Below are 19,017 nucleotides of genomic sequence, written 5' to 3'. Positions count from 1 at the left end.
ATCACTAACTAAGGAATAAACAATTACATAGATTGGAATTATATTATGCAATCGAATAATTACAAATAATATAAAAAAGGAATGGGAATTCTTGTTTGTATTCCAGGAGATGAACATAATGGAATACAAAGTAAAAGGCCAGGAATTGTATTAAGTTCCCATCCTAATTATATAGTTATACAGTTATTATCAACTCAACCTAGTGATCATGATTTAGGAACACTAACCATAAATAACAAAATTTCTTATATAAGTCCAATTTACTTAATAAATATTATAAAAAATCAAGTATTAGGGTTTTGATTTGACTATAATACTAGAAAACCTATTTATTTGAATAAATCAAGTAAATTAATGAAAATTATTGAAAGTAACCCTTATAAAGCAAATTCTATAACATTAAAATTAAAAGAATATTTAGAACTTAAAAATAGTATTATTAATCAAAGCCAAGTATTAAAAATAAGAAAACAAATGAATGAACTAACTAATTGAAATAAAGATTTACAACAAGAAATTCAACAACTTAAAAATGAGATTGATTTATTGAAAAATTCTAAATCAAAAACTTGTAATCGTGGATAGTTTTCTTTACTAAAAACCAATATGTGAAAAAATATTTTATAAATCATGTAAAATTATATTAAGAAAACTTAGGAGGATATTTATATGTCAAATAAAGTTAAAAGACCAATGAATGCTTATATGATTTTTAGTAAATAAAAAAGATCAGAGATTATTCAACAAAAACCAGAACTTAAATCTAAAGTTGCAGAAGTTGCCAAACTTATTGGTAATCATTGAAAAGAAATGACAAGCGAAGAGAAATCTAAATATCAAAATTTAGCACTAGAAGATAAAAAAAGATATGAAAGTGAAATACAAAAATAACTATCTTAAATTCATTCTAAACAGCCCTAATTTAGGGCTGTTTATTTTTTTAATACTTAAACCATATAAATTTTTAAATAGTTTGTATATGAGCAAATTTGGTTCCTTAAAATTAATTTTAAAGATATAAGAGATTGCAACAGCAATCTCTTATTTTTACATTTGTGATGAACTTGGTTTATATCCACTTATTGAAGGTTGATTTTGTATATCTATCGAATTTATTCATTCTCCAATACCTTCATCATCAAAAGAATTTAGACTTATTTCTTCAAAATCATCTATTTTTATATTTTCACTTTATAAAAAAGATTTGTCTCTAGATACATCAAGATATAATGTTTTAACTATGTCTGACAATGTTTTTAAACGTTTTTCGAAAATAGTGTTTTCTATTTGTATTTTTAGTGATTTAATTTTAAATTCACCAAATCAATTTTCATATTGATTTAATTTAAGAATTCTATGGTTTTTATCTTGAAAATAATCATCTAATACTTTCTTTCATATTTTATTTTCTAGATTTCGTATTTCTCTATCTTCTTTTGATAAAAAAATTTCATTTTTATCACTATTTTTTAGTAATTAACATCTTTTTAATTCTAAATTTTTAATCTTTTCTAAATGTTCTTCTTTAATCAAATTTAATGTTTTGATTTTTTTCTTTTTTTCAGTCATTATATTTTCACATTGTTGCATTAACTTTTCATTTCTTTTTTCAGTTGCTTTTTGATATTTTTTTGCAATTTTGTATTTTGTATTTTCTTTTTTTCTAATTTTTTTTCTAATTCTTCTAATATATTTAATATTTTTTCTTCTTCAAGAAATTCAAAATTATAATTTAAATTATAATTTTTATTATATAATTTCATATATTCTGAATTTTTTATCGGACTTCTCCCCACATTTTTAAATCAAACATATAATTACAGTTTCAAAACTAGGTATCTTGTTGAATTTATATGCAGCTTCTTTAGCATATAAATGAACATGATGTTTTGCAACTTTGATATGTGTTTTAAATGTTCTTCTTATATGTTTTCAAACTGATTCAATTTGGTTGGTATTTACACCAATTTTTGAAACATAGCCATCTTGATGGTTAACTGTTTCATGCTTAGTGAAAACTGATTTAAAATCGCAATATCCTTTTCAAGAATCAGTATATACAAGACATTTTGAAGAAATGTGGTTTTTTGCAAACTGCAAAAGATTTTTACTCTTTGCGTTTTTCAATACTTTCACAATTAAATTATTGGTTGTTTTTTGATAAATGCCAACAATCAAGGTTTTATTCACCAAGGATCTTCCTTGTTTTTTAAAACCCATATGTGAAAGATACATTTCATCAATTTGCACTGTACCTTCAACAATAAATTGAGGTTTTTGTTTTGCAATACGTGTTCTGATTTTATGAGTCATTCTTCAAGCAGTTTTCAAAGTCACTCCCAATTCTTTTGCAATATATGTTGATGGAATTCCATGTTTGGTGTTTATTCATCTAAAGATAAGATAAAACCAAGATGTTAAAGATGTTTGTGACCTTGAAAATATGGTGCCTGTGAGAATGCTAAATGTTTGATTACATTTTAAACATCTCATTCTTTTTAAATCAGAAGTATTCAAATTAAAACTAAAACACCTAATACATTTGTTTTCTTTCAAATTTGCTATATATGCAAGACATTGCTGTTCAGTTTGAAAAGCATTTTTGAATTCATTCAGTTTCATTATTCCCTCCACAAGTACATGTGGGGAGAAGTCCGTTTTTGAATTTATGTTTATTTAAATTTTATATTCATTTGTTATAATTATTTTGTTCTATACAAAAATAAGAACAATTTAATTATAACAATTTTATTTTAAATTTTAACACTTATTTAATTTAAATATTTTCATTAAAATTATACAAATAAAATTGTTAAGCAAACTGCACAATTGTGCATTTTTGAAGTATTTAAAATATTTACATTTTTTGTGATTTACTACTAGAAATTTGACTTTTACTTGTTGAAGCTTCACTGTTTACTTTTGATTTATCTTTTTCAAATCCAAGAGCATTAGCAACTCTTTCTCGTTTTTCTTTCTCTTTACTTTCTCCTCAAGCTTTGTTTACTTCATCGGCTTTTTTATTATGAGCATCTTTTCTGTCTTGACTTCATTCATTACATGATCTTCACATATTTATATTCTCCTTTATTATTTTTGAATATTTTTTTTACCTTTAAAATATTCACACAAAAAGTATATATTTTTAAAACAAAAAATGTGTAAAAAATAATAAAGAATAGTGATTTGAAATAAAATAAACTATAACATGGAATTTGAATGATATATTGTACTTGTTTTAGGATGTGCTTCTTGTTGGTTTACTGTATTTCGTATAGATGAATCAAAATTATTGACATTTACTGGTTCAATATTTGAACTATTATTTAAGAGTTAATTTATAGTTTTATCTTTTCTATTGTCTAATTCTTGTTTTAAAATTTCATATTGTGTTTGTAATTTAGTTTCTAGTTTATCGTTTGTTAAATTCTTAATTATTGATTGACGTTCTTTTTTTCTTTATCTTTTTTTTCATCATTTTTGCATATTTTATTATATCATCAAGATTCTACTTTTTTTGTTGCAGTTGAAAATATTGATGTAAATCCTTTAAATATTGTACCAAGTCCACTGGAAGTGACAGCAATTATAATTTTTGTCTCAAGTAATAATGCTGTTGCTGTTGCAGGTATAAGTGCAGGAATAGCAAAAGTAAGGATAGGAGTTAAAATAATAAGAGATAAAGAAATTATTGTAATAGTTCATCATACTCTCTTTTCACTTTTATTTGGCTTTAATTTAGAATTTTGTTGATATTTTAAAAAATCTTTAATTGGTACGTATTGACAATTATTTTTATTGTTTGGAATTCTTTAAATTAATGAAAAATCATTTTTGTATTCATTTACATTTTGATATTTTTTTATTTGATTAATAATTTGTAAATCATCATTATTTTCATAATAATCAAAATATAATACTTTTTCAGTAATAGAATTATCAATATGTACAAAAGTTGTTATAAAATAAATTTCATTATTAATTAGTAAAATTTCTTCATACATTTTATTAATAGCTGTATTTTTGATTTGTTTTTCATCATAAAATGTTATGGCATTATATGAATATTTTTTTAAATTAATATTACTTTTTTCTTCAATAGTTTCGGTTTGTGTTCCTATTTCCTTAGTTAATATTTGAGACGTTGATATTTTTTCTGTGTCAATATTGTCTAGATCATCATAAAATATTTCATTTTCTGATAAATCATCATTGATTGATTTATTAGTATTATTATTTTGAATCAATTTAAATGTTTTTCCACCATGTCTTCTTTTTACTTTTGCAGTTGTTGTTGGTTGTTTTTTAATATCTTCTATGGATTTATTTTCTGATAGAAAATTATATGTTTGTGATTTTGTTTTGTCAGTTATGTTAATATCTCCTTTTAACAATAAAACCCATTTACTTTTAAAATAAAGTAATGGATTAAAACTTATATATTGAATAACAACTACATGTTATCAAATTTTGTGTATTTTACAATTAGTTAAAGTTTTAACCAAAATTGAATATTTGGGTTTTGAAAGTTCCTAGTTTTCAATTATAAATTTTGATTTGCTCATCAACGAATTTTTTCATGGTTTCATTTGGAACTAGAAATAAAAAATCGTATCCGTTTTTACAGTAATGTCGCAATCCGTCAAATTTTATTCTCATTCGTTGTTTAATTTTTCTAGTTCTTTCAAATTCAATAATCATGACTGGATGGGTTACACTTTATTGGACACTAATTACATAGACAATTGAACAAATTAGTTAAAAGAAAGGAATTATAATTATGGTCAATTGGATGGGTTACACTTTATTGGACACTAATTACGTAGACAAGTGAACAAAGAAAGGAACTATAATTATGGCCAATATTAACTCATATACCGATGAATTTAAAAAACAAATAGTAGCTTTATATCAAAGTGGCAAATCAGTATCTTGCCTTGCTAAAGAATATAATGTTACAAGAGCAGCTACTTACAATTGAATTAAGCAATTTACTAATTCAGGTAGTTTTAAAACTAAAGATAATCGTTCTGTTGAAGAAAATGAATTAATTAAATTAAGAAAAGAATTAAAACAATTAAGAATGGAAAATGATATTTTAAAGCAAGCAGCACTAATAATAGGCAGAAAATAGAAATTATTGTCAAAAATAAAGTTAAATATAAAATTCGCACAATGTGTCATTTTTTAAAAATCTCTAAATCAACATATTATTTTAATTTAAAGAAAAAAGAAAATAAAATCAAAAATAATATTTATGATGAAGCTGTTATTAGTGCTTTTAAAGAAAATAAAGAAGTTTATGGTACTAGAAGATTAAAAGTCATTCTAGAAAACCAAGAAATTTATTTATCAAGACGAAAAATTAAAGAAATTATGAATAAACATAATTTAATATCAAAATACACTAAATTATCATACAAAAATCATAATAACAAAGTTAACGATAGTCCAATAAACAATCTTGTTGATAGAAACTTTAATAATAGAGTTAAAAATGAAGTTATTGTTAGTGATTTAACTTATGTTCAAGTAAATGGTAAGTGAAACTATATTTGTTTATTAATTGACCTATTTAACCGCGAAATAATTGGACATAGTGTAGGTACTAAAAAAGATGCATCATTAGTATATCAAGCATTTATGCACTCAAATCGCTGTTTAAAAGATATTCAAATATTTCATAGTGATCGCGGTAATGAATTTAATAATAAAATTATTGATAAACTTTTACTAGCATTCAATATTAATCGCTCTTTAAGCAAAAAAGGTTGTCCTTATGATAACGCTGTTGCTGAAGCAACCTTTAAAACTTTCAAAACCGAATTTATTAATGATAAAAATTTTACATCATTAATCCAATTAAAATTAGAATTATTTGATTACATCAATTGATATAACAACATAAGAATTCACAGCACTTTAAACTACTTAACTCCAGTTAATTATCAAAAACAAATGTCTACCAAAAAATAGTCCTAAAAAAGGTTGCCATTCCAAATATTAACTCATATACTGATGAATTTAAAAAACAAATAGTCCTAAAAAGGGTTGCCATTCCAAATCCTTAAAATTTAGTTTCTAAATAAAATTAGAAACTTTTTTATTTACAAATTAACTTTTAATTTATATACTATATATGAACTTAACATAGTTTTAAACCTATTTTTTTATTTTTTAAAAATAGGTTTCTTATTTTGAAAGGATAGTTTGGATGAAAGATAAAAAGAAAAATATAATTTGAAAAAAAATTCTTAATAAAAAGTTTAATAAATTAATTTATTTTATTGAAAAAGAACAACGAAAATTAAATTCTTTTGATAAGGTAAAAAAATGGTTAAATAAACAAGAAAATTTAGAACTATTAGCAGATATTGCATGTCAACAACAGAAGATAAATGTTGAAAATTTAAAATCAATTCATTGAAAAAAAGAAATAATTAATATAGGCTTTTCTCCCTTTATGTACTATTTTAATTTTATCACATAAATGCTGAGAAAAGCCTATCTACGGACTTCTCCCCACATTTTTAAATCAAACATAGAATTACAGTTTCAAAACTAGGTATCTTGTTGAATTTATATGCAGCTTCTTTAGCATATAAATGAACATGATGTTTTGCAACTTTGATATGTGTTTTAAATGTTCTTCTTATATGTTTTCAAACTGATTCAATTTGGTTGGTATTTACACCAATTTTTGAAACATAGCCATCTTGATGGTTAACTGTTTCATGCTTAGTGAAAACTGATTTAAAATCGCAATATCCTTTTCAAGAATCAGTATATACAAGACATTTTGAAGAAATGTGGTTTTTTGCAAACTGCAAAAGATTTTTACTCTTTGCGTTTTTCAATACTTTCACAATTAAATTATTGGTTGTTTTTTGATAAATGCCAACAATCAAGGTTTTATTCACCAAGGATCTGAGGCTTTTTAATAATCTGTGTATCTTTGTTTTACAAAGTTACTAATTTAGATTAATTCTATCTTCAAATTTTATCATAAAATGAGCAATTGCTGTATTTCAATTTTGAATAGGCAATGTTCATTTTTTTGTTATATTTTCAATTGCCAAGTAAAATATTTTGAAAACTGCCATATCATTAGGAAAAACTTTTTTATTTCTGATGATTTTTCGTAATTGACTATTAACAGATTCAATAGCGTTTGTAGTATAAATCACTCTTTTGATTTCTACTGGATAACTAATAAAAACCATTAAATTATCTCAATTTTTATATCAATATTTAGTAATTTGAGGATATTGTTTATTTCATTTACTTTCAATGATTCGAGGCTTTTTAATAATCTGTGTATCTTTGTTTTATAAAGTACTAGTTTAGATTAATTCTATCTTCAAATTTTATCATAAAATGAGCAATTGCTGTATTTCAATTTTGAATAGGCAATGTTCATTTTTTTGGAATGGCAACCTTTTTTAGGACTATTTTTTGGTAGACATTTGTTTTTGATAATTAACTGGAGTTAAGTAGTTTAAAGTGCTGTGAATTCTTATGTTGTTATATCAATTGATGTAATCAAATAATTCTAATTTTAATTGGATTAATGATGTAAAATTTTTATCATTAATAAATTCGGTTTTGAAAGTTTTAAAGGTTGCTTCAGCAACAGCGTTATCATAAGGACAACCTTTTTTGCTTAAAGAGCGATTAATATTGAATGCTAGTAAAAGTTTATCAATAATTTTATTATTAAATTCATTACCGCGATCACTATGAAATATTTGAATATCTTTTAAACAGCGATTTGAGTGCATAAATGCTTGATATACTAATGATGCATCTTTTTTAGTACCTACACTATGTCCAATTATTTCGCGGTTAAATAGGTCAATTAATAAACAAATATAGTTTCACTTACCATTTACTTGAACATAAGTTAAATCACTAACAATAACTTCATTTTTAACTCTATTATTAAAGTTTCTATCAACAAGATTGTTTATTGGACTATCGTTAACTTTGTTATTATGATTTTTGTATGATAATTTAGTGTATTTTGATATTAAATTATGTTTATTCATAATTTCTTTAATTTTTCGTCTTGATAAATAAATTTCTTGGTTTTCTAGAATGACTTTTAATCTTCTAGTACCATAAACTTCTTTATTTTCTTTAAAAGCACTAATAACAGCTTCATCATAAATATTATTTTTGATTTTATTTTCTTTTTTCTTTAAATTAAAATAATATGTTGATTTAGAGATTTTTAAAAAATGACACATTGTGCGAATTTTATATTTAACTTTATTTTTGACAATAATTTCTATTTTCTGCCTATTATTAGTGCTGCTTGCTTTAAAATATCATTTTCCATTCTTAATTGTTTTAATTCTTTTCTTAATTTAATTAATTCATTTTCTTCAACAGAACGATTATCTTTAGTTTTAAAACTACCTGAATTAGTAAATTGCTTAATTCAATTGTAAGTAGCTGCTCTTGTAACATTATATTCTTTAGCAAGGCAAGATACTGATTTGCCACTTTGATATAAAGCTACTATTTGTTTTTTAAATTCATCGGTATATGAGTTAATATTGGCCATAATTATAGTTCCTTTCTTTGTTCACTTGTCTACGTAATTAGTGTCCAATAAAGTGTAACCCATCCATTTTGTTATATTTTCAATTGCCAAGTAAAATATTTTGAAAACTGCCATATCATTAGGAAAAACTTTTTTATTTCTGATGATTTTTCGTAATTGACTATTAACAGATTCAATAGCGTTTGTAGTATAAATCACTCTTTTGATTTCTACTGGATAACTAATAAAAACCATTAAATTATCTCAATTTTTATATCAAGATTTAGTAATTTGAGGATATTGTTTATTTCATTTACTTTCAAACGATTCTAAAGCTTGCATTGCTTGTTCTTCACTACATGCACTATAAATTGGTTTTAAATCTGCAACTAGACCTTTTCGATGTTTGTATGAAACATATTTTAAACTATTTCTAATTTGATGAACAATGCATAATTGATGTTCTGTTTTAGGATAAACTGATTGTATTGCTTCTGACATGCCTGTTAAATTATCACTACAAGCAATAAGAATATCATTTAAGCCACGATTTTTCATTTCTGTGAAATTAGATAATCAAAACTTAGAACCTTCATTTTCACTAATTCATAATCCTAAAACATCTTTTTTGCCTTCTAAATCAACTCCTAATGCTATATAAACTGATTTGTTAATAATCCGTTTATCTTGTCGTACTTTAACTACTATACAATCAAAATAAACAATAGGATAAATACTTTCTAATGGTCGATTTTGTCATGCTTTAACATCATCAATAACATCATCAGTAATTTGACTAATAACACTTTCACTAATATCAGCACCATGATATAACTCTTGCAACTGCATTCTAATGTCAGATAATGTCATTCCTTTTGCATACAAGGAAAGAACTTGTTGATCAAAACCATCAAATCTTCTTTGCCTTTTAGGAACTATTACAGGAGTAAAATTACTATTGCGATCTCTTGGTACATCAATTTCAATTTTACCTTGTTGAGTTATTAATTTTTTTGAACTTGTACCATTACGAGCATTTTCAGTAGTACTATGTTGATTTTTTTCATATCCTAAATAATTTTGCATTTCAGAATTCAACATTTTTTCAACTAATCTTTTTGTTAATTCTTTATATAAACCGCCAGGTTTAAAAACTGTTGTTAAATCTTCAGTATTTTCTAGTAATAAATCTACTGCTTTTGATATTGGATGATTATTATTAAAGTTATCTTTTTTAGCCATCTGTAACTCACTCTTTCTAGTCATTTAATTATATTTACTAGAATTAATTAAACATAGTTATTTTTGTAAGTTACACAGATTACTAAACATTTCCGAAATACGAAATAAAACTAATAAAGCATGATAAGTAAACATCATTAAAAACTAATAAATTTATGCATCAATTGTATATATTTTCTTTTTGTGGTTATTAATAATTTTTCTAAATTCTCTAACAATTGTTTTGCATTTAAATTTTTTTTATTAAATAATAATAATACTTTTTTGGCATCTTGACTATTTAAACCTAAATTAATTAAAGGCTCTAAAGTAATAGTATAACGGGAATAATATTTAATAGCATTATTTCTTGGTGATAATATTAATTTATAATTTTCACTAATATTTTGATTTAGATTTAATGCCAAAATGTCAAAATAAACATTAGAAATATTCAAAGTATTAATTAATTTAATTAATACTTATTTTTGAATTAAGAATTTTAACATAATATTTATTTCGTATACATAAATCTTCTCTAATTGGTAAATGTTCTTTAATTTCAACAGTAATAGTAATAATTTTTGTATCATTTTTTTCCTTACTAACTATTTCATTTTCATTAAAATTTTTAATCAACTTTAATACAACTAATCCATTACTTGCAAGAAAAAGAATTGTCAATGTTATAATTAATAATCTCATTTAATTTCACCTCAATAATTATTAAAAATGAGATAAGCAATTTCCTTTTTTTATTTTTTTTAATATAATAAAATAAAAAAGATAATTCAAAGGCTGATAATAATGACAAAAATAAAAACTGATGGTAAGAAATGAGAAAATAATTTTATAAAAATAATTAAAAATAAAACATTTATTAAATGATGCAAATATAATTCTATTATATTAATATTAGGAACTTCATTAATACTAAATATTATTTATATCCCAAAATTCTTAAATGGTACTACTAATCAAAATAGCATTACTACTAATATTGAAATTACAGCTATCAACGGCAAGGAAACTATCCTTGAAAAAACTAATTATATTACTACTTTTAATACACTTGGTAATTTATTAAGTGCTTGTTCTAATGATTTTACTGTTGAAAAAAGTCAATTGGGAAGATTTTTGGTTGCTGTAAAAGGTAAAAAAGGTACTCAAGAAGATAAAAAATTTTGATACATTGAGCATTGAAATGGTAAAGAATTTATTGATTTTTCAGTAGGTATTGATGATATTAAATTGGAAAATAATGAAATTTTTCAAATTGAATTAAAATAAAAGTTTTTTATAATTCTTTAATCTTGGCATTGATTAATTTTTTTTGATTTTGATACTTTTCTAATTTCTGCTTTTCTATTTCAACTTTTTTTGGTGGTGCCTTTGCTAAAAATTGTTGGTTATTTAAAATATCTTTACTACGTTTTATTTCATTTTCAATATAAACTAATTCCCCTTTTAATTTTGCTAATTGTTCTTCTTTATTAAATAAATTTGAAACATTAATTTCTATTACTGCTGAATTAATAATTTTAATTATTTTATTATTAACAGACAACGGACTATCACTAATAGTAACAATTTGACTATTAGTTAATTGTAATAAATAAGGATTTAAAGTATTTTTTTCTACTTCAAAAAAAGAATTAGTCGTATTGATATGAATAGTTAACGGTAATTTTAAAGATAAATTAAGTTCTTTACGAATTTCTCGAATATTACCAATAATTTCAATTAATATTTCAACAAATTGTGTTACAACTTTTGTTTTTTCCATAACTTTAACTTTAGGAAACTTATTTGTTAAAATGCTATTTTTATACCCCATTTCTTCATAAATTGCTTCTGTAATAAAGGGAATAAAGGAATGAACCATAATAATAATTTGCTGTAAAACATAATATAATGTTTGTAATGAGTTACTTTGTTGCTCTTTATTTTGTAAATTAACTTTATTTAATTCAATATATCAAGAACAATATTTATTTCATATAAAATTTGATAGTGCTTTAACTACTAAAACAAATTCATATTTTTCCATATATTGCTCTACATAAATAATCAATTGATTAAGTTCTTGTAAAATTCATTGATCAATAAATGATAACGAATTATTATAGACAATATTTTCATCCAATTGAAACTTATCATCAATATTCATTAGCACATAACGTGCAGCGTTTCATAACTTATTATTGAAATTTCAAGCTGACTCAACTTTAGTAATACTAAATCTTAAATCTTGACCGGGAGCACAATTGCTAACTAAAAAGTAACGTAAAGCATCCGCACCATACTTTTTAATAACTTCCATTGGATCAATTCCATTATTTAATGATTTTGACATTTTTCTACCTTGTTCATCACGAATTAAACCATGAATTAAAACATTAGTAAATGGTTTTTGATTAGTAAATTTTCAACCCATAAACATCATTCGTGCAACTCAAAAAAATAAAATATCATAAGCAGTAACTAATACTGATATTGGATAATATTTTTGCAAATCAACATTTTTTTGTGGTCAACCCAAGGTTACAAAAGGTCATAAACCGCTAGAAAATCATGTATCTAATACGTCTGATTCTTGAATATAATCGTTAATTGGTGATGGTGGGTTATTATCAACATAAATTTTCTTAGTTTTTTTATGATATCAAACCGGAAGCGAATGACCCCATCACAATTGACGGGAAATACATCAATCTTGAATATTATTTAATCACTGCAAAAGTTGTTGTTCAAATAATATTGGATGAAAATCAATCTTTGTTTTCTTATTTTTTTGTTTATCAATAATCATTTCAACTAATGGTTTCATTTTTATGAATCATTGTTGTGATAAATATGGTTCAATAATAGCGTTACTTCTTTCTGAATAACCAACTTGATGAAGATGGTCTTCAACCTTTACAACTAAATTTTCTTTTCTTAATTGTTCAACTAATTGTTTACGACATACCATTCGATCTTGATTAATATATGATTGTGCTAATTCATTCATAGTTCCATCAACATTCATACAAATAGGCATTGCTAAATTGTGACGTAATGCAATTTCATAGTCATTAGCATCATGAGCCGGTGTACATTTCATAGCACCCGTTCCAAAATTCATATCAACATAATCATCAGCAATGACTTTAATTAACATTTTATTAGCCGGATTAATAACCATTTTACCAATAAATTGTAAATAACGTTTATCTTTACTATTTACAACTATACACTGATCAGCAAACATTGTTTCTGGTCTGGTAGTAGCAATAGTAATAAATTCACTACTATTTTCTATAAAATATTTTAAATAATACATTTTTCCTTTTGTTTCATGATAATTTACTTCAATATTAGAAATAGCGGTTTTTAATTCTGAATCTCAATTTACTATCTTTTTTCCTCTATAAACTAAACCTTCTTTATATAACTTTACAAATACTTCATTAACTGCTTGTTTAACATTTTCATCTAAAGTAAATACTTCATGCGAATAATCTAATGCTAAACCAAGTTTTGCTCACTGTTTTCTTATGTTTTGTGCATATTCTGTTTTTCATTTTCATGCTTGTTTTAAAAATTTATCTTTACCTAATTCTTGCAAATTAATTTTTTGTTCTTCTTTAATACGTTGTGCAACTTTAACTTGTGTGGCAATGCCAGCATGATCCATACCGGGTATAAATAAAGTATTAAATCCTTGTAAACGTTTATAACGAATTAATAAATCTTGGATAGTACTATCTCAAGCATGACCTAAATGTAAAAGTCCGGTTACATTGGGTGGTGGTAAGATAATAGAAAATGTAGGATTAATAGAACTAACATTTGCCTTAAATAATCCAGATTTTACTCATTGTTGATAACGATCCTTTTCAATTTCAATATGATTATATTTTTTGTTTAAATTTCTATTCATTTGTTATACTCCTTTTTAAAATAAAAAAACATTCCACAAATAGGAACGTTTTTTAACGCGGTACCATCCTAATTCATTTACAAAGTAAATGCACTTAATTATTATTTAAATTACTAATAATATAAGTTACCTTCAAATTAAACTTGCTTAGTTTACAGCAACCACTAAGTCTCTAAATTACCATTTAATTTTACTCTTTTATATTTTAAATTAATTATGTATTTTATTTTACATTGTTAATTTTAAAAAACAAGACATTTGAGAAAAGAAAAAATCTAAATATTAAAATTATCTTTTTTAAAAAAAGGAGTTGATGTTTTCATAGACTGCATGCAGTCTAATTTATTTTTTATATTTTGATCAAAATCACACAATAAAGGAGTATCATCTTTTTTTATTGTCTTTTTTTGATATGCTTGTTTTTATAATAAGAGGCTTTTTAATAATCTGTGTATCTTTGTTTTACAAAGTTACTAATTTAGATTAATTCTGTCTTCAAATTTTATCATAAAATGAGCAATTGCTGTATTTCAATTTTGAATAGGCAATGTTCATTTTTTTGTTATATTTTCAATTGCCAAGTAAAATATTTTGAAAACTGCCATATCATTAGGAAAAACTTTTTTATTTCTGATGATTTTTCGTAATTGACTATTAACAGATTCAATAGCATTTGTAGTATAAATCACTCTTTTGATTTCTACTGGATAACTAATAAAAACCATTAAATTATCTCAATTTTTATATCAAGATTTAGTAATTTGAGGATATTGTTTATTTCATTTACTTTCAAACGATTCTAAAGCTTGCATTGCTTGTTCTTCACTACATGCACTATAAATTGGTTTTAAATCTGCAACTAGACCTTTTCGATGTTTGTATGAAACATATTTTAAACTATTTCTAATTTGATGAACAATGCATAATTGATGTTCTGTTTTAGGATAAACTGATTGTATTGCTTCTGACATGCCTGTTAAATTATCACTACAAGCAATAAGAATATCATTTAAGCCACGATTTTTCATTTCTGTGAAATTAGATAATCAAAACTTAGAACCTTCATTTTCACTAATTCATAATCCTAAAACATCTTTTTTGCCTTCTAAATCAACTCCTAATGCTATATAAACTGATTTGTTAATAATCCGTTTATCTTGTCGTACTTTAACTACTATACAATCAAAATAAACAATAGGATAAATACTTTCTAATGGTCGATTTTGTCATGCTTTAACATCATCAATAACATCATCAGTAATTTGACTAATAACACTTTCACTAATATCAGCACCATGATATAACTCTTGCAACTGCATTCTAATGTCAGATAATGTCATTTCTTTTGCATACAAGGAAAGAACTTGTTGATCAAAACCATCAAATCTTCTTTGCCTTTTAGGAACTATTACAGGAGTAAAATTACTATTGCGATCTCTTGGTACATCAATTTCAATTTTACCTTGTTGAGTTATTAATTTTTTTGAACTTGTACCATTACGAGCATTTTCAGTAGTACTATGTTGATTTTTTTAATATCCTAAATAATTTTGCATTTCAGAATTCAACATTTTTTCAACTAATCTTTTTGTTAATTCTTTATATAAACCGCCAGGTTTAAAAACTGTTGTTAAATCTTCAGTATTTTCTAGTAATAAATCTACTGCTTTTGATATTGGATCATTATTATTAAAGTTATCTTTTTTAGCCATCTGTAACTCACTCTTTCTAGTCATTTAATTATATTTACTAGAATTAATTAAACATAGTTATTTTTGTAAGTTACACAGATTACTAAACATTTCCTCTAATTTTCTTTGTTCTGGTGTTAAGTTATTTCACCATTTTTTTGCCTCATTTTTAACAACATCTACTTGTTTGGGGGTTAAAGTATTTCATCATTGTTTTGGATTTTTGATTATTTGTTCTCTTTGTTGATTAAATCAATCAATAACTTTTTGATAATCCTCCTTTAAAATTGATTCTTCATGTATTAAAACTTCATCTAAAATACTAGATAATATTTCACTATCCTCTAATATCTTTTGTTCATCATTTATAGCTTTTGATTTTGACTTATCAAAATCAATAAAAATTTCTTTTATTTTAATACGGACTTCTCCCCACATGTACTTGTGGAGGGAATAATGAAACTGAATGAATTCAACAATGCTTTTCAAACTGAACAGCAATGTCTTGCATATATAGCAAATTTGAAAGAAAACAAATGTATTAGGTGTTTTAATTTTAATTTGAATACTTCTGATTTAAAAAGAATGAGATGTTTAAAATGTAATCAAACATTTAGCATTCTCACAGGCACCATATTTTCAAGGTCACAAACATCTTTAACATCTTGGTTTTATCTTATCTTTAGATGAATAAACACCAAACATGGAATTCCATCAACAGATATTGCAAAAGAATTGGGAGTGACTTTGAAAACTGCTTTAAGAATGACTCATAAAATCAGAACACGTATTGCAAAACAAAAACCTCAATTTATTGTTGAAGGTACAGTGCAAATTGATGAAATGTATCTTTCACATATGGGTTTTAAAAAACAAGGAAGATCCTTGGTGAATAAAACCTTGATTGTTGGCATTTATCAAAAAACAACCAATAATTTAATTGTGAAAGTATTGAAAAACGCAAAGAGTAAAAATCTTTTGCAGTTTGCAAAAAACCACATTTCTTCAAAATGTCTTGTATATACTGATTCTTGAAAAGGATATTGCGATTTTAAATCAGTTTTCACTAAGCATGAAACAGTTAACCATCAAGATGGCTATGTTTCAAAAATTGGTGTAAATACCAACCAAATTTAATCAGTTTGAAAACATATAAGAAGAACATTTAAAACACATATCAAAGTTGCAAAACATCATGTTCATTTATATGCTAAAGAAGCTGCATATAAATTCAACAAGATACCTAGTTTTGAAACTGTAATGCTATGTTTGATTTAAAAATGTGGGGAGAAGTCCGTAGATAGGCTTTTCTCAGCATTTATGTGATAAAATTAAAATAGTACATAAAGGGAGAAAAGCCTTTTAATATTTTTTCACTTTTTAATATCATCTCTTTTATTAAAAATTGCATGAGGTATATTAATTTCATAATCATAAAAAAAAGTTTTTTTATTTCATGCATAAGTGAATCCTAATTTTTCATAAAATTCACCGACAGTAGCATTAGTTTGATCTGATAATAAAATAAGGTTTTCGATATTATTGCTATGACATATCTCAAAAATTTTGTAAATAAGTAAACTACCATATTGTTGCTTACGATATTTTTCTTCAATAAATATACTTTCTAAAATATCTTCTTTTTTTCTAAATCAATAATAAGTAATGCGTCACCAATTTTATTACTAAATTCATCAATTAATAAACTTTTTATACTTGGATTATTTAAATTATTAGTAATAATAACTTCTCTGCCGTTTGCCATATTTTAACTTCTTTCTAATAAATTCAATATAAAACTTGACTTTAAACGCAATAAACCTAATATATAATATTTTTTTAATTAAATTAATTTAATAAAAACAAAAAAACTAATATAGGTAAAACTATCTATACTAGTAATTAACAGTTATTAAATTAATTTAATAATATCATAAAATATCTTTTTTTAAAAAAAACAAATTGTATGCAAAAAATATATTATATAACTTTTTTATTACATTTAACCTTACTAATAACATAAAATTTTTTCCTAATATTTATATATTTTTATTTCTATCATAAACTAAACACTTATTGCATTTATTTTTAAACGACTTAAAATATAAATTAACTTCTTAAACTTAAGAAGTTATTGGGGAAAAACAAAAAAGGAGATCTTAATGAAAATATTAATCAAAACATTAAGTGTTTTAACACTTGCAACAACCACAGGTAATTTAACTAGTTTCTTAAACACTATCAAACAAAATACTAATATTACACAAAATAAAATACAACAAGATACAATTTATATTGACAAAACAGGAACAAAAGTAGAAACAAATAAAAAAGATTTATCAAATATAGATAGTAAAGAAATTATTCAAATCGGATTTTTTGAAAATGGAATTAGAGAAATTCAAGCTGTTAAAATGCCAAGAATAGTTGAAAAAGTACCAGATCAATTACCAACAAAAATTACTTCTTTAAGTAATATGTTTGCTGATAATCTAACATTTGATCAAAACATATCTTCTTGAAATATATCAAATATAGTAGATATGAGTTATATGTTTTATGATGCAAAAAAATTTAATCAAGACATTTCAAAGTGAAATACTTCAAAAGTAACAAATATGATGGGAATGTTTTGAAATGCAAAAAAATTTAATCAGAACCTTTCAGCATGAAATGTGGAAAAAGTTAATAATTTTGATCTTTTTGCTACTAATTCAGGAATTGATAGCCGAAGTAAATGACCAAAATTTAAGTATCATTAATTTTTAAAAATAAATCAAAACAAGCCTAATTAGGCTTGTTTATTTTGTAAATATTTTTTAAAATTTAAATAATTTCTTTATAAACAAATATTTTTTCTTATTTACTTATTTACGTCGATATTTATAAGCCATAATTGCTCCAAATATTAATGCTCCAATTCAAAGTAAACTAACTAAAATCGGTATTCAGTAATTATCAAAAAGTGCTGCATTGATTAAATCATTTGGAGTACCATAATTATTTCATCCTCTATTCATAATAGAAACAGGATAAGAAAAAGGAATAATTTTAGCAATAATAACTAAAACTGGTTGTCCTTTAATGGCTACATACGGAATATATTGACCCGATAAAAATGACGTTGGCAAATATAATAATAAAGCAAAAGCATTAGCAATTTTAAAATCAGAAGCAAGAATACCAACCATTATTCCTACTGCTGAACACATAATTGATGAAAGCAGAATTGCTAGTAATATATAACCTCAATTAATTAGTTCTCAATTAATCTGATTATGATATAAAGCTGCACCAATTCCTAATGTTCAAAAACTACCAATAAAAATTAAAATAACATGAAATATTAAAATACTACTAATAAATTGTCATGGTTTTAATGGTGTTGCACCAATTCTTTTAATAATTATTGATTGTTTAAAATCAGAATATGTCATTGATAAAGTAACAATTCCTAATACTGGTGAAGCTGACATCACTAACCCCGGTAATACTGTTTGTGCAGCATTTGGGTTACCAGGTGTTAATACAGCAACTAAAATTGTTAACATAATAATAGGGAAAATAAAGCCAAAGAAAATACTATGGAAAGATTTCTTAAAATAACCAAATAATAATTGAAACATTGCTAG

At 24.0% G+C, this 19,017-nt stretch carries 21 protein-coding genes and 3 pseudogenes; 8 read left to right on the top strand and 16 right to left on the bottom strand.

From position 1 onward, the window contains the following. The first annotated feature begins 81 nt into the window (after positions 1–81). Positions 82–585 carry a hypothetical protein gene (locus tag AACL02_RS10245; protein ID WP_339041378.1) on the top strand — a complete coding sequence of 168 codons (504 nt, stop codon included), beginning with the start codon at positions 82–84 and terminating at the stop codon, positions 583–585. A gap of 1,004 nt (positions 586–1,589) precedes the next feature. Here the strand turns inward: AACL02_RS10245 and AACL02_RS10240 are convergent. Together AACL02_RS10240 and AACL02_RS10235 are read right to left on the bottom strand one after the other, a co-directional pair. Further along, a complete protein-coding gene (locus tag AACL02_RS10240; RefSeq protein ID WP_339041376.1) occupies positions 1,590–1,763 on the bottom strand; it encodes a hypothetical protein in 174 nt (57 codons plus the stop codon). Between the two features lie 37 nt (positions 1,764–1,800). After that, positions 1,801–2,622, bottom strand: coding sequence for an IS1595 family transposase (locus AACL02_RS10235; protein WP_339041374.1), 822 nt, complete (start codon positions 2,620–2,622; stop codon positions 1,801–1,803). Here AACL02_RS10235 and AACL02_RS10230 point away from each other — a divergent pair. Next, the gene (locus AACL02_RS10230) at positions 2,568–2,702 is read left to right on the top strand and encodes a hypothetical protein (RefSeq protein ID WP_339041372.1); all 135 of its coding nucleotides are present in this window, start codon (positions 2,568–2,570) and stop codon (positions 2,700–2,702) included. The two genes, AACL02_RS10235 and AACL02_RS10230, sit on opposite strands and share 55 nt — an antisense overlap. 155 nt (positions 2,703–2,857) lie before the next feature. On the opposite strand, the gene AACL02_RS10225 is transcribed toward AACL02_RS10230, so the two are convergent. Further along, a complete protein-coding gene (locus AACL02_RS10225) occupies positions 2,858–3,073 on the bottom strand; it encodes a hypothetical protein (protein ID WP_339041370.1) in 216 nt (71 codons plus the stop codon). 407 nt (positions 3,074–3,480) lie between these two features. On the opposite strand from AACL02_RS10225, the gene AACL02_RS10220 reads away from it, so the two are divergent. Then, entirely contained in the window at positions 3,481–3,816 is a 336-nt protein-coding gene (locus AACL02_RS10220) for a hypothetical protein (RefSeq protein WP_339041368.1), read from the top strand. Here AACL02_RS10220 and AACL02_RS10215 read toward each other — a convergent pair. Then, positions 3,813–4,394 (bottom strand): hypothetical protein, encoded by a 582-nt coding sequence (locus tag AACL02_RS10215; RefSeq protein ID WP_339041366.1) that lies wholly within the window; start codon positions 4,392–4,394, stop codon positions 3,813–3,815. The two genes, AACL02_RS10220 and AACL02_RS10215, sit on opposite strands and share 4 nt — an antisense overlap. Before the next feature lie 461 nt (positions 4,395–4,855). Here AACL02_RS10215 and AACL02_RS10210 point away from each other — a divergent pair. Beyond that, positions 4,856–5,976, top strand: a protein-coding gene (locus tag AACL02_RS10210) for an IS3 family transposase (protein ID WP_339040217.1) whose coding sequence is annotated in 2 segments (ribosomal slippage) — positions 4,856–5,099 and positions 5,099–5,976 — 1,122 coding nt in all. Because the reading frame shifts where the segments join, the coding sequence is not laid out codon by codon here. Between the two features lie 238 nt (positions 5,977–6,214). After that, complete coding sequence (locus tag AACL02_RS10205) at positions 6,215–6,490, top strand: hypothetical protein (protein WP_339041364.1); 276 nt, start codon at positions 6,215–6,217, stop codon at positions 6,488–6,490. Positions 6,491–6,530: 40 nt separating this feature from the next. On the opposite strand, the gene AACL02_RS10200 is transcribed toward AACL02_RS10205, so the two are convergent. From AACL02_RS10200 to AACL02_RS10175, 6 genes and pseudogenes are all read right to left on the bottom strand, one after another. Further along, on the bottom strand, positions 6,531–6,941 hold the full coding sequence (locus tag AACL02_RS10200; RefSeq protein WP_339043718.1) for an IS1595 family transposase: 411 nt from the start codon (positions 6,939–6,941) through the stop codon (positions 6,531–6,533). 30 nt (positions 6,942–6,971) lie between these two features. After that, positions 6,972–7,289, bottom strand: a pseudogene (locus tag AACL02_RS10195) (transposase); the annotation flags it as partial. A gap of 159 nt (positions 7,290–7,448) precedes the next feature. Further along, positions 7,449–8,569 (bottom strand): IS3 family transposase gene (locus AACL02_RS10190; RefSeq protein WP_339040217.1). Its coding sequence is split into 2 segments (ribosomal slippage): positions 7,449–8,326 and positions 8,326–8,569, totalling 1,122 coding nucleotides; the frame shifts between segments, so codons are not numbered across the junction. A 66-nt stretch (positions 8,570–8,635) separates the two neighbouring features. After that, positions 8,636–9,790, bottom strand: a pseudogene (locus tag AACL02_RS10185) (IS256 family transposase); the annotation flags it as partial. Between the two features lie 137 nt (positions 9,791–9,927). Next, positions 9,928–10,197, bottom strand: a complete 270-nt coding sequence (locus AACL02_RS10180) for a hypothetical protein (RefSeq protein ID WP_339041362.1) — start codon at positions 10,195–10,197, stop codon at positions 9,928–9,930. Between the two features lie 43 nt (positions 10,198–10,240). After that, positions 10,241–10,474, bottom strand: a complete 234-nt coding sequence (locus AACL02_RS10175; RefSeq protein ID WP_339041360.1) for a hypothetical protein — start codon at positions 10,472–10,474, stop codon at positions 10,241–10,243. Between the two features lie 102 nt (positions 10,475–10,576). Here AACL02_RS10175 and AACL02_RS10170 point away from each other — a divergent pair, with 102 nt between their 5' ends. Beyond that, positions 10,577–11,059 carry a hypothetical protein gene (locus AACL02_RS10170; protein WP_339041358.1) on the top strand — a complete coding sequence of 161 codons (483 nt, stop codon included), beginning with the start codon at positions 10,577–10,579 and terminating at the stop codon, positions 11,057–11,059. Between the two features lie 7 nt (positions 11,060–11,066). Here the strand turns inward: AACL02_RS10170 and AACL02_RS10165 are convergent, their stop codons facing one another. The 3 genes and pseudogenes from AACL02_RS10165 to AACL02_RS10155 all read right to left on the bottom strand — a co-directional run bounded on the left by AACL02_RS10165 (position 11,067) and on the right by AACL02_RS10155 (position 15,823). Then, positions 11,067–13,694 (bottom strand): valine--tRNA ligase, encoded by a 2,628-nt coding sequence (locus AACL02_RS10165; protein WP_339041356.1) that lies wholly within the window; start codon positions 13,692–13,694, stop codon positions 11,067–11,069. Positions 13,695–14,167: 473 nt separating this feature from the next. Further along, a pseudogene (locus AACL02_RS10160) lies at positions 14,168–15,406 on the bottom strand (IS256 family transposase). 57 nt (positions 15,407–15,463) lie between these two features. Continuing rightward, the gene (locus tag AACL02_RS10155; RefSeq protein WP_339041354.1) at positions 15,464–15,823 is read right to left on the bottom strand and encodes a hypothetical protein; all 360 of its coding nucleotides are present in this window, start codon (positions 15,821–15,823) and stop codon (positions 15,464–15,466) included. A gap of 24 nt (positions 15,824–15,847) precedes the next feature. Here AACL02_RS10155 and AACL02_RS10150 point away from each other — a divergent pair, with 24 nt between their 5' ends. Further along, complete coding sequence (locus AACL02_RS10150) at positions 15,848–16,522, top strand: IS1595 family transposase (RefSeq protein WP_339043717.1); 675 nt, start codon at positions 15,848–15,850, stop codon at positions 16,520–16,522. Between the two features lie 194 nt (positions 16,523–16,716). Here the strand turns inward: AACL02_RS10150 and AACL02_RS12540 are convergent, their stop codons facing one another. Both AACL02_RS12540 and AACL02_RS10145 read right to left on the bottom strand, forming a co-directional pair. Continuing rightward, the gene (locus AACL02_RS12540) at positions 16,717–16,959 is read right to left on the bottom strand and encodes a hypothetical protein (RefSeq protein WP_422397856.1); all 243 of its coding nucleotides are present in this window, start codon (positions 16,957–16,959) and stop codon (positions 16,717–16,719) included. A gap of 53 nt (positions 16,960–17,012) precedes the next feature. Continuing rightward, positions 17,013–17,150 carry a hypothetical protein gene (locus AACL02_RS10145; protein ID WP_339041352.1) on the bottom strand — a complete coding sequence of 46 codons (138 nt, stop codon included), beginning with the start codon at positions 17,148–17,150 and terminating at the stop codon, positions 17,013–17,015. A gap of 397 nt (positions 17,151–17,547) precedes the next feature. Here AACL02_RS10145 and AACL02_RS10140 point away from each other — a divergent pair, with 397 nt between their 5' ends. Next, positions 17,548–18,147 (top strand): BspA family leucine-rich repeat surface protein, encoded by a 600-nt coding sequence (locus AACL02_RS10140; RefSeq protein ID WP_338973956.1) that lies wholly within the window; start codon positions 17,548–17,550, stop codon positions 18,145–18,147. Between the two features lie 105 nt (positions 18,148–18,252). On the opposite strand, the gene AACL02_RS10135 is transcribed toward AACL02_RS10140, so the two are convergent. After that, entirely contained in the window at positions 18,253–18,936 is a 684-nt protein-coding gene (locus tag AACL02_RS10135) for an ABC transporter permease (RefSeq protein ID WP_339041350.1), read from the bottom strand. Positions 18,937–19,017: the final 81 nt, after the last annotated feature.

The organism is Spiroplasma endosymbiont of Apeira syringaria, from assembly GCF_964020205.1.
GTDB classification, from domain to species: Bacteria; Bacillota_I; Bacilli_A; order Mycoplasmatales; family VBWQ01; genus Spiroplasma_E; species Spiroplasma_E ixodetis_A.
This window is presented reverse-complemented; position numbering and strand designations above follow the sequence as displayed.